Raw genomic sequence first — 14156 nt, forward strand, 5'->3', positions numbered from 1 at the left:
CAAAAAATAATTAGCTTATTTTCCTTATCAATAATGAAAGAAGTTTTTTAAAAGAAAGAACGATTTTTATATTTATACTACCCACTATTATCCTTATATCTTTTCAAGTAACCCAAACCCCTGTGAATTTTTTGCACCAATTCCTGCTTCATATGCTATCTTAATCAACTCTTCATCACCAAATAAATCAAAAGCTGTCATCCAACCCACAATTTTAAAACCTTTATAATAAACAACAATTCTTTTGGGATTTTTTCCAACATGCTTGATTTTGATAAATCCTTTTGGTTCTTTTTTATAAATAGAATAATATTTTTTATAAATATTTTGTTCGATTATTTGTTTAAATTTTGGATCATCTGGATGATAATACAAGGTTTTTTTCTTTCCATTTTCGTCTAAATAAGTCGAATAAACTGTAACCGGAGATTTTGTAATGGTCTTTAAACTGTTTTTAGATTCAAAATAATCAACTTCAATACTTTTTGGAGATACAAAATTTCCTCCTAAATAAATATTTTCAAAGCTTAAAAACCTTTCTGCAAGATATCGACAAAACATATCATCATAAGATGAAACAATAAAATTTGCACTGTCAAAAAATGTAATCTTTCCCTTTTCTTTGTCGATACTAAACTTTCCATATATTCTTGAAAAAGTATAAAGTTTGAACTTTCTCTTTTCATAAATATATCCTTGATCATGAATAAAACTCTTAAAATCATCATTGGAAATCAAATTCAAAATAGTAGATTGTAAAATATGGTTATAATCTATTGGAAGAACTAACTTTTCAAATTCAAAGCTCACTTTTAATCTCATTATTTATCACTCCAAATTTTTTATCTTCAACCAAAAATCCTCTATATCCCCCTGTACCATAAAGTCCTAATACATTTGCCAAATTAATTAATTCTTTTGAACCAAAGAATAAAGCTTTTTTATAATTTTTTCCATTCTTAATTATTACAACCAAAGAATTATCATCAGGATTTTTACCATACAACTCTCTATATTTTTCAATCAACTTTTCTCTTATAAAATCACTATAATCTTCTACTAAATCTAAATCTAAATTGCTGTTCAATACATAAAACTCTCTATTAAAATTTAATCTATTTATGTAAATTTTATGTGGTTTTAACCCGTATATTTTATTATTTAAAATATCCGCTATCCTTTTGTTAAAAAATGTCTTAATTATAAAAAACGCTCTTGATTTTATATAAAAGCCATTTTCAGATTTAAAAACTTTATCCGATAAAAAACCCGAAAAACTAAAATCGGAAAACCCTACACTGGTTAATTCATTTTTGAGATTCTCAAAATTACCTTTTCCCAAATACAATGGAAAATCAAGTTTAAACTCGAAAATCAATTTCACTCCTATTTTTTCGTTAAAGTTACCATAATCCATCCTAATGGTTGCATCACCCCATCTTTTTTTACCACTCTTTTTGTCAATGGGAAAAACTCTGGTTTGTAATTTCTCGCCCTTTTACCTAAAATACTTTTTAAAAATTTTACTTGCTTTACTTCCAAATGCTTTACAAAAATTGTTTTTGAATAAAACCCTGTTGAAAAACCTAGTTGTAACAAAAACTGATTTTCATTCAAATTATTTAACTTATCTTCCAACATATTGTAGAATCTTTTTAAATCTTCAATACCTTGTTCAGTTACTATTTCTTTTTCTTTTTCAATATACCTTTTTACACCCAAATTTATGTTTTTCACAAAATCATTGAAAATTAAACGTGGATCTTTGTAATAATGCCTCAAAATAAAATCCATACTTCCATACTTTTCAAAATCATCAATTTTAATTGTTCCATTTAATACTTTTCCACTATCCAAATACTCAGCATAAAGATCTAATACAGTCTTATTCTTTAACAAATGATAAACTTGAATATTTGCTATTTTTAAATCATTGTACTCTAAATAATTAGAATCAGAAACCTTTAAAAGTTTAAAAGGTGACATAACAGCTTTTCCGAAAACTTTTAAATCAATATTTTTTACAAGTTTCTTAATATCTTTCTTATTATCTTTTTTAGATTCTAATAAATATTGAAATTTCTTCTCATACTCTCCTTGAAATTGAGTCCCTTTAATCAAAAAAGTTCTAATTGCACCTTTTAAGGAAGATCCAGGGATATAAGGCCTTCCAGCAGTTTTTACAAATTCACTAACTTCCGTGTTTCCCTTTATATAACCTTTAATTTCATTTTTAATATAATTCTTATAATTTATATTCAATCTTTTTAACGTATTTAGAAAGTTATTCCTATCCCCCAATATTTCTGGATAATTTATTACAAAATTCATAAAATTTTCTTCATTTCTTATTAACCTATCAAAATCAACAACAAATGCTTTATTACCATCTTTTATTATTTCAAAACTTTTTATTTTATCTCCAGAAAGTATAACTGTAGGAGTTAAAATTTCTATTTTATAATTAAACACCATATTATTTAAGAGCCTCCTTTTCAATTGGAATTAAATAGGCTCGCGCATATTTATAAACCCTATGATACTTAAAACCTTTAGGTGTAATATCTAGTATTTTTCCTACAACTTTATCTGAAAATACGCTACCTTCGCTAAATAATCGAACTATTGGTTGTCTTTTGGTATTATCATATAGCGAAAAAACATAACCAGTCTTTTCATAAATTTTGTAATAAATAACTTTTCTTACTTCTGATTGATCCTTGGGATAATAGGAGGACAGCAACAAAAACATTTTACCTTCACTTTTTAAATCTACTTCTTCCACATCAAACTCAAATGCTCCATATCCATATGTCCTTTCTCCACCAATTCCTTCATCTCCTAATAACTTTAAAGAAGCAAAAACTTCATTTTCCAAACTTTCATCAACATCTAAAAAAAACCACAAACCACTATCTTTGTCAAAAGTAACATATGACATATAAAAGATACTTACCTCATTTGTAATTCTATCATTGACTATTCTTGGAACATCTCTAACATGGACAAACTCTTCTACATTTTTTCCATTCGTTGCAAATTTGCCAAATATAACTGGATTTTCAACATTTCCTTTCAAAAATTCTTCTGAAACAAACTCTAATTTCTTTAATTTTTTCATATCATCTAGGTAAAACTTATCCAAACCAAAGTTATACCCAAAGGGTTTAGGATAAAAGTATATATCTTTATAATAGAAAAATGAAGACGAAATTCTAAATATATCTGGATTTTCAATAATTACATTGAGAAATTTTTCGGTTTTTTCACCACCAAATAAAATATTATACGCATTTACCAAACCAGAAAATATTGTATCAGAATGCACAAACTTGGAAACCGCATTATAAATATTATCTTTTTCTCCAACATGTAGAGGGGTCCTAAACTTTAACTTTACCCTATATTTTTTCATCTTATCAAACCCCATTTCATTCTATTTTCATACTTTCCCAATCTATCTTTTCAGTAGTATCATTCAATTTTTTTAATTCTTTTTCATCCGAAATTCCCAAGTAAAATCCTTTATCTCTAAACGAAATAGAAATATTTTCAAATTTCACCTTTCCATATCCCCTTGAACCAGAACCACCCAAATAATCATCTTCAAGTAATTTCATAGCAGTTATCAACTCTTTTAAATATTTTACTTTTTCATCGTTATACACATTAATGACAAATTCAACTTTAAACCTTGCTCCAGCAGGTACTCTTTCATTTTGTCTTGGATTAGCAGAAGAAGTTATTCTATCAATTGTATTTTCGTGTTTTACTTCTGTATAACTAGTATCTAGATTATTTCTCATTTCATCTGTAATACTTTCCTGTATTAATTTGGCATCTCTAACTATTAACCTTGTAGGCATTAAATTCTCAAACATTTTATTTTCATCATTTACAAAGGTATGTTTCCCATGATTTCTTCCAAACAAATTACACACAGGGCAGTCTTTATCATCGCACATATGAATTTTAATTTCACCTTTCTTTACCCAAACAAGTTTATTTTCATCAATTTTTTCATGATAGTATTCCATAAGTGTTCTAAGTTTTCCTTTAAGACTTGTTCCAGGAATATACGGTATACCACGTTCATCTTTTATAACTGGATTATCAATACCTCCAATCTCTATCGTATTATCTTGCCCCCCAATATGTAGTCCAGTAAGTAAAACTAATTCAGCCTTTACAATAAATTTTCCTTTAAAATTTATTCTTTCCATATTCTCCCTCCTTAAAAATTATCTTCTTTTATTTGTAGTTTCTAGATATTTATGATATGCTACTAATGCTTCCCAAAAATCCTTAAATCTTTTCAAGTAGTTTATATCCCCTTCATCCAAAGTCAAAACCATATTTTTCATTGAATTTGCAAAATTTTCCGCTTGATTAATAATACTCCTATAATTTGATAACTTCTTTATATTGTACAAAAAAACAGCTAAAAATCTTTTAACCTCATACTTAAATTTACTTTCATCCATGGAAATCTTTTTTACTTCACTAAAATATTTTCTAATTTGATTTGAATTAATACTTTTAACTTCTTCTGCCAATTTCTTAGCATATTCAAATAGCAACTTCCCATCTGGATCTTTCTCAGGATTAAGCATTTTTTCAGATAATTCTTTTGATATCAACACTTTATTTTCCATATTATCCCTCCCTAGTTTCGTATTCTACCCAATAAGTAATTGAATCAATATGTTTATACAACTTGTTATCATTTCTAAGTATTAAATCTAAAAATCCAAGTATTTCTTTTCCTATTTCTTTGTTTCTATCAGCAAGTCTTGAAAAATAATAAAACAACCTCCATATTTTTCTATTTTCACCTGAAAAATGTCTTAGAACATATAAAACTTTTCTAGTAATATTTTTGTTAATAAAGCTTTCTAACTTTTCCTTTATTAGGGTATACTCTTCAAACTCTTCCCAACCAACTACCTTGTTGAAATTAAAAAATGCATTTTTTTCATACCCATTCCTTTTGTAATTCTTTGCAATGTCCAAGTTATTTCCAGCACCCAATGCTACCCGGTAAACGGGATATTTTTTTGCGGGAGCAAATTCCATTGCCATTGAAACTGTTATATCTTTATTTTCCCCACTAAAACTTCTTAGACTTTTTTGTATTTCCCACGCCAAATTCGGTAAATCACTCCAAGGTCCCAAAATAAAGAAATCATCTCCTCCAGAATATATAACACTAGAATTTGGAAATCTTTCCCTAACAATATCTTCTAAAAATTTCCCAAAGAATATTTCAATTTCTTGTGAAAGTGTAGCTTTTTTTGATATTGGTGGTTTATCACCTAACCCCTTCCCAAAAACCTTTCCTAAATTATCTACATCTCCTCTTAAAACACCCCATTTCTTTATCCCATTTGAATTATTAGCTATAGTCTCTAAATCGGCTATACTTCCATCATCTTTCTTTGGAACATAATTAGCAGATTTTATAATATATATATATCTTCCAAAATCTATTTTTTTATCTTTTACCGTCAAATAAGAATCTTTTAAATTATCTCCAAACTTTATTTCGTATCCAAACAAATTAAAAATATCGTTATAACTATTTATCTTTTCTACCTTTTTATTTGTTTTTAAAATTTTGAAAGAATTTTTCTTTGTGAGAAAATCCCCTAATTCTGCAAAAGACTCACAAAACTCACATTTTTCACCTATTAATTCTCTGTGACAATAAGGACACAAATTTTGTGAAACATCCTTTAGGTTAAATATTTCTTCATGGTTTTTTTTCAGAATACTTTCAAATTTTCTAAACTTTTTATCTTCAACTTTTTCGGAAATATTTTTGAATAATTCACCGCTAAGTTCATTGAGTGATATTTTTTCTCCAGATAAATTTACGGTTAATTCTATGCCGTGTGCTTTAAACAAATTTTCTTCGATTTTTTTCTGATAATACGAGAGTTTATCAATTAAGATTGCCGGTCCAAGAAGATAAAAGTGTCCACCACCATTGTATATTACATTACTAATTGACAATTTTTCAGAGTAAATTATATACCTTGCAATGATTTCCAAAAGATATGAAACATAAAAAGAGCGACCTCTAAGCTTTTTTACAGCATGTTCCTGTGAGACGTTATATATAAAATTTTGTATCCCAGAAACATCACCTTTTACTATACCCATTATCTTTTTGTCACTCTTAATACCTTTGAATATGTTTATATCTCCATTTTTAAAACCATCTTCATATTGTTTGAAAATAGATATAGCAATTGCTGCAGTGGTACTTAAATGAGAAAACAGGGAAATTTCAGGTTCAGAATAAAAAAATGCAGATGGCACATTAGATGTATATTCTTTCAATAGATAATATATTTTCTCATAGAATGGATCAGTAATATCCAGTTTTTCTGTATTTTTGTGTTCTCTGACAATGTTTTTTACTTGTTCTTCAAACTCATTCCATAAATTTTTGTATGAAAGTTTTATATTCTCCTCTTCTCTATCAATTAACTCCTTGAATTCTGATAGTCTGGACACTCTTTTATATTTTTTATTTTTTTTGTTATATTTCAAAGAAACCAAAGAAAGAGTTGAAACCATATTTTTTACTCGTTCGTTTTCAGAAGAAATATAGTCCTCTCTTTCGTTTGCCGAAACATGATCAGCCAATTGAACTAACTCTGATAACAAATTTATGGGGCTATGGTGATTTAAAATTACACCTTCAATCTCATTTTTATAAGGTAAACCTGAGTTTTTATAAAAATACGCGCCCCATTCTTGGTGTCTTGGACTATAACTTTTCGAACTTTCAATAGAATATCTATAAGTTTCTGTTATTATCTTCTTTAAAGAATTAATTTCTGCTCTTTGATAAAATTTCCCAATATCGTGAAAAATACTAGCCAAAAATACTTTTTCAACTGTAAGTTCCATAATTTCACCCCTTGAACTCTAAATATCCTTGAAATTTCCAAGAATATTTTTCATTTGAGGTATTATCAAAATATCATTTTTTGTCTTTTTGATTTTAAAAGTTCTATTTGAAAGTCCTGCATGTGCCAAAAAGTTTCTTTTTTCGCTGGAATAAATTTTAGAATAAATTTGTTTACTTTGTTTATTCTCATTATCTTTGCTCTTAGTATAAATAATCTCACCTTCTGGCAACCCTTTAGCATAATTTTTTATATCGCTTAACTCCTTTTTTATAGAAAGTGCAGAAAAAACATTTATGTAATTACCTTCCTCATTTATCTTCCATACAAAATTTGAAATACTTTCTAAATAGTCAATTGGATACTCATCCTTTAAATGTATTTTTTCATCATATTCATCAAACAATTTGACAAATAATTTACTAAAAATGGACGAAAAAATAATTCCTTTAAATGAAGGAGTAATTGCAAGTTTTCTTTTTACTATTTTTTTATCAACGCCATTTTCGATATCCAAAACATCTTTATATATTTCAATTCCTTTTAAAATGATTTCATCAAAATCTACCTTTTTAAGCATTAAAGAAAATACCAATGGGAATCCATAGTAAATTGACTTTAAAAATATTCTAGACTCATTTATAACTTCACTCTTTTTTAATTCTCTGTAAAAATCATTTAACCTGTTCTTTCCGATTATTCTTTTTTCTTGATTATCCACAAAACTTGAAAACCCAAAAATTTTTTCCCCTTGAAAATCTTTTATATTTAAAAATGGAATTATTCTTTTTTCTTCAATTTTATGAACAAATAATATATTTTTTTCTTCTCTACTAAATGGTGACTCTGAATTTGTAACAACAAATTTTACGGGTTTAATAAATGAAATTAATTGCAACAAATCAATCAACGAACTATAAAGCATATTAGTATGGTAATTAATTCCAAAAGTAATATCTAAATACACTTCCAAATCATCATTTATATTTAAATCTTTGAAAAGATTATAAAAATAATATAAATTCAAATAGTAAAGATCAGTAATTGTACCTTTAAATCTGTATTCCATATCTTTTCTATTTCTAAAAGTGCCTACACCTGGAACAACTTTAACTTCAAAATTTTCAAACTCACTGTGACTACTAAAATACTCTGAATATTTCTTAATTAAAAAATTCTCCATCTCATTGTAACTTTTAGGTTGTTCATCAGTCAAATTAGGATACAAAGTATCTAAAACGAAAATCATAACCTTGTCAATATTAAACTCATTGATTAACAAATTTGGTAAAAAATCATAATTATTTGATTGTTCTAATTTATAAACAACGCTATTTTTATATGTTCTAATATTGCCAAGTGGCATCAAAAGAATTTTCAAATCCAATCCCTCCTTATATTTTCAATTTCAAATGCTTTAATATAACTTCCTGTTTCTTTATCTAATTGATAAATACCTCCTTTTGAAAAATCACCATAAGCCATTCCCAAACCAAAAGCAATCGGAAGTGGTGCACTAATGAAAAAATGAACATTTTCACAGCCAGTACAAGACCTTACATTTTGTGTAATAGACATAATTTCAGAAACTATTTTAGTCCAATCTCCAGGTTTAATATTTCCTTTACCATTTTTGTATTCAATAAAAATTATTTTAGATGAAATATTATTATTCAACAAAAATTTTCGAACATCCTGTATAGGATTATGTGAAGCAAGATAAATGACATATGAACAATCTTCACCTTCACCTTCAACTGTATACTTAACAAATCTATAATCTTCAGTAATCGATTTAACTTTTCTAACATTGTCAGTTAAGTCTAAAACTCTATGATATTCTCCATTTTGATGATGGTAAAATACTAACTTATTATGTGTTCCTAATGTTACTCCCAAAGCCATCGCCATTGCAACAGGTCCTACAATTGATATATGTGGTATTCCGTTATTTGAAATTATACTATTTAACACTTTTCTTGCATCTTTTAGAACTTTTTTCCACTCATTATTTTTTATTTCATCTGAAACATATGTTTTCTTAAAATCGTATAATTTTTCAAATATATCAACAAAATTCAACGGAAATTTTTCTCCAACTTTTTCTTTCAATTTCTCATAGGAATTATCTACAAACTCTTCATCACGTTTCTGAAACACGAACAACACTGGCACATGATATTCTTTTGCTTCGAAAAAGTCTTTTAATTCAAATACATTATTAACATCCAAAGCACTTATTAACTTCAAATTTTCTCTTTCACAAACAGATTCTTTAAAATGTAAATTTCTTATATTCTTCAATATACTACCATCACTATCAACTTCACCAGTAAAGGCTACATTTTTTGGAATTTTACTAGTTAATCCTCCCATGGTTATTGCTAACATAAAGGAATTTCCTGTAAAATGGGAGTCAAATATTACTCCCAAGTTTTTCTGAACTATATTTTCAATATTTTTTATCTTATCTGTAAATCCTTCTAGATTTACATACGTTTTCTCATTTTTAAAAACTATAGCCCTTGCTATCTTTCCATTACCAGAGTCATTTACAATCGGAAATCTAACCTCATTATATCCATTTCTATACAAGTTCAAAACTGTCAAATCATCATTTAATAATTTAATCAACAACTCTATTGACGATGTCTTTTTTGTCTCTAATATCTTTTTTATTATTTCATACAAAACAAAACTTTTTTGTGGAAAATCTTCGCATTTTAAATATGAATCAACAGCTTCATTTAAACTTATCAAATCTTTTTTTACTAAAAGAACAAAGTCCTCAATATTTTGCTTTAAAATATTAATATACAAAGTTTACACCTCGCTTATTTTTAAATTTTTCTCTATTTCTTCTTTGGTCAAACCATCAATATTTGTAATTTTAATGTGATCATGTACAACTCCATTAAAAAGTTCTCTGTCATCATAAAACACCTTTACTTTCTTTTCCAAAAGACTATCATCTAAATAAATTATTAGCGATTTTTCCTTAATTATTCCCACATAATTTTCACCTTTTACACCATCTGTATCGGCTGCCAAAATTTCTTCATGTCTTTTTAATTCTTCCGGAAATTCTATACATACTTCGTTTGAATCATCATAAACTATTTTTTCAAAGAAAAGTTCATATAATTTTTCAATTTTCTTTGCCTCTAAACTAAAGAATTCTTTTCTTGGGCCAGAATACACTTCAGACACCAAGATATTGTAATTTTCTACAATTTCTTCCACATCTACGTGTTTTATAAATTCACAGTACTTGTCTGAAAATTCATCGTCAAAATAAAACTTCATATGAGTTAATATAACAGTTGAAACTAAATGATTAATTTTCAATCTCGTGGCTGTTGAGCTTGCTAAAAACGGCTCAGTTGTCAAATAAACAGCTTCGTTCAAATCATCCGTTTTACTAACTATCACACCATAAATTGGATATTTCGTTGTGTAAATAACGAAAATATCACCTGCAACTAATCTCGAACCGTTGTTTATTTCTATAAAATCCGCTTTAAACTCTTTATTATATTCTTTATAAAGTTCTAATTCATTTTTTAAGAAATTCATAATACCCTCCTTTTTTATTCCTCTCTATTTATTATTACGTAACTTTTCACAAATTTCTGACATATAAATACGGATAGCCAACAAAAATTCTTTTTCAGTGATACCATTTTCTTGAACAAGTTTCTTTAACTTTTCCTTTGTTCTTTGGATAATCTTATATTTTGCATTTTTTGTTTTTTCAGAAAAACATATTTCTTCAGAACGTGATACTTTGTATAAATAAAAGCACAAATACTCATCATTCATTTTACATAGCTCTTTAAAAAAATACTGTGCTACAACCACAGTTTCAGAGCTGTCACTTAAACTGTCATTTAAATCTTCTGAATGAAAAAAATATTCAATTCTATTTTCAAAATCATCACTTTCATTGTCTAAAGAAATATTAAATCTATAATTCCTCAAAACATCCACAATATGATTTTTTATCATGGTATACAAATACGCGCCATGATTATCTGATAAATTTTTAAATATATGTGCTTTATTCTTTATTTTTATCAAAATATCGTTTAATATATCATTTATTGCATCTTCAATACTTCCGTAACATGCCTTAATCCCACTTTGATATGTTTTGTTTTTTGAAATAATACTTATTACAATTCCTTTTACAGAATTTAAAAATTTTTCACTAACTTTATTATTTATAATATAATTCAACAACTCTTTCCTAAACAAATCTTTTTTCAAGTTTTCTTCACCCCTTTAAAAAATCATCTAGATTCTTCTTACATACCCCACACTTTTTAAAATATTTATCTACTATCTCTCTTGGGATACCATCAAAAATAAACTTACCTTTCTTCTTAAAAGCATAAGACATTCTATTTAAATTACATTCTTTCGAAACAGAACACTCCCTTCTTATATCTATCTTTATTTTGGAATAATTTTTTGTTGATAAGAACAAAAGTCTACACGTATTATTTTCTAAATATTCAACAAAAACAGGCCTAGTAGTTCTAGGCCTCTCTTTTGATCTCCAAAGTGATTGTGTTTTTACTATTTTCGAAAATTCCCTCAACCCTGTCATTATACCTATTACAGATTTAAAGTATCTTTTAAATTCATTTTCAGTTTTAAATATTTCATCAATCAATTTTTTCAATTTTACATCACCGTAAAGATTATAACATATTCAATAAAAATTACAAAAGATTATTTGAAACAATCCATTTTACTTTTCCATCAACTTCTTTATTAAAAACAGCACTTGAATTAAAGTAATATATTACAACACTATCCTTTCTTTCATCAATTACTCTCTTTAGTCTTCCTATTAACTGTTTTAAATTTGATTGTGTTATTTTTCCTTCAAATGTTGAATTTTGTTGCCATACAAGATATTCTTTTACAATTTTATGTACTCTACTTACCCTCTTTTCATTAACATCATATGCAAGAAGAATGTATCTAATAAACTCACCCCCTATCCCTAAAACCCCGATAATTTTCTTCACCCTTGAGATGCCTTATAAGTTTATAACATTCATGTAATATAACAGTTTTAAAAGAAACTTTTTGATTTGGATATATTTCTACTGTTTTTTCTAATCTTTTTTCAAGTTCTAAAACAAATTTCTTTTTTCCTTCTTTTGACAGATAAATTCCATCACTTATCGGTTCAAAATCAGATTTCTGGACAATTTTATTGTTTACCAGATATAAAATTACCTTATCAACTATAATAGGTTTAAAAATTTCAGAAATATCAAGTTGTAAAGAAAATTTTTTGTTTTTAGGTTCATGTAGAAAACTTATTTGAGGTTCTAAAGAAGTCTTATAAATCTCAGATAACACTATATTGTACAAAATTGTATTTCCATAACTTATTAAAGCATTTATTTCGTCTTTCGGAGGTTTTCTTTTTCTTTCCTCAAAACTAAAATCTTTCTTACCAACTATCTTTCCAAAAGCTTTGTAATACCTTTTTCTTATATTTCCTTCAATAGCCATTAAAGCTGGAATATTTGTCTGTTTATCAAGCGTTGATTTAATCTTTTCAATATACAGTATTTCATCATATACCAGTTCCTTAAAACTCCTTAAAACTTTCAACATATTATGAACAGCAGCTTTTAATATCTCTTTTGCAATTAAGATACGTTTTTCCATATCGTTATAATGTTCAAATTGCAAAAGCAATGTCTTTCCCGTTTTATTCTTTTCCCTTGGATAAAAAGTTCCCAGATAATTTCCATAATAGCCAAAAAAATGCAATGGTATTTCTTCTTTACAGAGCATTTCTAAAAACCTTTTATTTATACTCACTTCTGAAAAAATCATAATAGAACTAACATTTTTTAATGGAACAATCATTGGTTTTTTTTCTTCAGATTTTGGAATCAAATACATCGCATTATTTTTCTTTCTGATTTCGCCATCTGTAAAAACATATAATGTTTCCATAAACTCCCTCCTATATAATACTGGAAATTGTTGATTTGGGTTCACCAATATAGTGCCTATAAGGAACAAACTCTTTTTTTAAAATATACCAATATATACTATCCTCATTTTCAACAATTATGTTCTGTATTTCCATTCTCAATTCATTAAAATCTTTCTCTGTTATTCTACCCTCAAAAACAGATCTTTGTACCCAACGTAAATATTTTCTAGCAATTCTTAAAACTTTTGAAACCCTTTTTCTATTAACATCGTAAATCATAATAACATACATAAAATTCCCTCCCAATTAACTCTCCTTTCATTTATAATTACGAATCTAAACAAAAAAATCTGACAAAATAAAAAATTTTTTCAAATAAAAATTTTACATCCCATTCCTCATAGGCATGTTCTAAACTTTGCATGGAAGAAACGGAGGTGCTGCGGTGGGAGCGGTTTCCATTCCTCATAGGTATGTTCTAAACTGAATAACCGAGGAAGGGAGTAGGGCTCCCGCTTGAACCCGTTTCCATTCCTCATAGGTATGTTCTAAACAAAAAATTGAGAATCTTTCGAAAAGATATTCGAAAGATTCTTGTTTCCATTCCTCATAGGTATGTTCTAAACGAAAAACAAATATCAGTAAAAAATATAGCCCCATTTCTTCGGTTTCCATTCCTCATAGGTATGTTCTAAACAATTATTGGAGTTGAGTAATGTGTGGAATGAAGTTAATGGTTTCCATTCCTCATAGGTATGTTCTAAACTTGTTTCAGTTAAGGATGCACTTGCTGATATATTTGAGTTTCCATTCCTCATAGGTATGTTCTAAACTTATTAACTGGTTAGACGAACATCTCCCGTCAATATTTATGGAGTTTCCATTCCTCATAGGTATGTTCTAAACCAGAAATATGATAAGGTATTTGAAAACGAGATTTGAGTTTCCATTCCTCATAGGTATGTTCTAAACTGATTATCAAAGTAGAAGTTGTCCAGCCGACAACTCGCGTTTCCATTCCTCATAGGTATGTTCTAAACACACATCGACGAAAGAGACCCCGTCTTACTAAGATTCTTGTTTCCATTCCTCATAGGTATGTTCTAAACTTAAACGCCCCAATAATAGACGATTGGGGCGTCTTGAGTTTCCATTCCTCATAGGTATGTTCTAAACCAATTAAAAAACCTTATAAATTATTATAAACCAAGATATTTTCATTTGGATTAACTGGAAGTTACCTAAAAGTAAACATGTTATTTTAA

General features: G+C 27.4%; 15 protein-coding genes and 1 CRISPR repeat array. All 15 genes read right to left on the reverse strand.

Annotated elements, in window-relative coordinates:
- Positions 1-93 precede the first annotated feature (93 nt).
- Genes cas6 through cas2 (XJ44_RS00625) form a run of 15 tightly spaced genes read right to left on the reverse strand, consistent with a single transcriptional unit; the run spans position 94 to position 13182 of the window.
- Positions 94-822 carry a CRISPR-associated endoribonuclease Cas6 gene (gene cas6, locus XJ44_RS00555; RefSeq protein WP_077197722.1) on the reverse strand — a complete coding sequence of 243 codons (729 nt, stop codon included), beginning with the start codon at positions 820-822 and terminating at the stop codon, positions 94-96.
- Positions 800-1417, reverse strand: a complete 618-nt coding sequence (locus XJ44_RS00560; RefSeq protein ID WP_077197723.1) for a hypothetical protein — start codon at positions 1415-1417, stop codon at positions 800-802. Before XJ44_RS00560 ends, cas6 begins: the two co-directional genes overlap by 23 nt.
- Positions 1387-2475, reverse strand: coding sequence for a type III-A CRISPR-associated RAMP protein Csm5 (csm5, locus tag XJ44_RS00565; RefSeq protein ID WP_077197724.1), 1089 nt, complete (start codon positions 2473-2475; stop codon positions 1387-1389). Before csm5 ends, XJ44_RS00560 begins: the two co-directional genes overlap by 31 nt.
- A 1-nt stretch (position 2476) precedes the next feature.
- On the reverse strand, positions 2477-3415 hold the full coding sequence (gene csm4, locus XJ44_RS00570; RefSeq protein ID WP_077197725.1) for a type III-A CRISPR-associated RAMP protein Csm4: 939 nt from the start codon (positions 3413-3415) through the stop codon (positions 2477-2479).
- Positions 3416-3431: 16 nt separating this feature from the next.
- On the reverse strand, positions 3432-4223 hold the full coding sequence (gene csm3 / locus XJ44_RS00575; RefSeq protein ID WP_077197726.1) for a type III-A CRISPR-associated RAMP protein Csm3: 792 nt from the start codon (positions 4221-4223) through the stop codon (positions 3432-3434).
- A gap of 18 nt (positions 4224-4241) precedes the next feature.
- Complete coding sequence (gene csm2 / locus XJ44_RS00580; protein ID WP_077286968.1) at positions 4242-4655, reverse strand: type III-A CRISPR-associated protein Csm2; 414 nt, start codon at positions 4653-4655, stop codon at positions 4242-4244.
- Position 4656: 1 nt separating this feature from the next.
- Positions 4657-6921: a type III-A CRISPR-associated protein Cas10/Csm1 gene (gene cas10 / locus XJ44_RS00585; RefSeq protein ID WP_077197727.1), complete on the reverse strand. Its 2265-nt coding sequence runs from the start codon at positions 6919-6921 to the stop codon at positions 4657-4659.
- 18 nt (positions 6922-6939) lie between these two features.
- The gene (gene csx1 / locus XJ44_RS00590) at positions 6940-8301 is read right to left on the reverse strand and encodes a CRISPR-associated CARF protein Csx1 (RefSeq protein WP_077197728.1); all 1362 of its coding nucleotides are present in this window, start codon (positions 8299-8301) and stop codon (positions 6940-6942) included.
- Positions 8298-9740 carry an SAVED domain-containing protein gene (locus XJ44_RS00595; RefSeq protein WP_077197729.1) on the reverse strand — a complete coding sequence of 481 codons (1443 nt, stop codon included), beginning with the start codon at positions 9738-9740 and terminating at the stop codon, positions 8298-8300. Before XJ44_RS00595 ends, csx1 begins: the two co-directional genes overlap by 4 nt.
- 3 nt (positions 9741-9743) lie before the next feature.
- Positions 9744-10496 (reverse strand): hypothetical protein, encoded by a 753-nt coding sequence (locus XJ44_RS00600; protein ID WP_077197730.1) that lies wholly within the window; start codon positions 10494-10496, stop codon positions 9744-9746.
- Positions 10497-10520: 24 nt separating this feature from the next.
- Complete coding sequence (locus XJ44_RS00605) at positions 10521-11189, reverse strand: sigma-70 RNA polymerase sigma factor region 4 domain-containing protein (RefSeq protein ID WP_077197731.1); 669 nt, start codon at positions 11187-11189, stop codon at positions 10521-10523.
- A 7-nt stretch (positions 11190-11196) separates the two neighbouring features.
- Complete coding sequence (locus XJ44_RS00610) at positions 11197-11607, reverse strand: hypothetical protein (RefSeq protein WP_077197732.1); 411 nt, start codon at positions 11605-11607, stop codon at positions 11197-11199.
- 40 nt (positions 11608-11647) lie between these two features.
- On the reverse strand, positions 11648-11959 hold the full coding sequence (gene cas2, locus XJ44_RS00615) for a CRISPR-associated endonuclease Cas2 (RefSeq protein ID WP_233119487.1): 312 nt from the start codon (positions 11957-11959) through the stop codon (positions 11648-11650).
- Positions 11922-12908 carry a type I-B CRISPR-associated endonuclease Cas1b gene (gene cas1b, locus XJ44_RS00620; RefSeq protein WP_077197733.1) on the reverse strand — a complete coding sequence of 329 codons (987 nt, stop codon included), beginning with the start codon at positions 12906-12908 and terminating at the stop codon, positions 11922-11924. Before cas1b ends, cas2 (XJ44_RS00615) begins: the two co-directional genes overlap by 38 nt.
- A 10-nt stretch (positions 12909-12918) precedes the next feature.
- The gene (gene cas2, locus XJ44_RS00625) at positions 12919-13182 is read right to left on the reverse strand and encodes a CRISPR-associated endonuclease Cas2 (protein ID WP_075665155.1); all 264 of its coding nucleotides are present in this window, start codon (positions 13180-13182) and stop codon (positions 12919-12921) included.
- 96 nt (positions 13183-13278) lie between these two features.
- Positions 13279-14067: direct repeats of the CRISPR family, unit length 30 nt; unit sequence GTTTCCATTCCTCATAGGTATGTTCTAAAC.
- The last annotated feature ends 89 nt before the right edge of the window (positions 14068-14156 follow it).

This window comes from Thermosipho affectus (genome assembly GCF_001990485.1).
Taxonomy (GTDB): domain Bacteria; phylum Thermotogota; class Thermotogae; order Thermotogales; family Fervidobacteriaceae; genus Thermosipho; species Thermosipho affectus.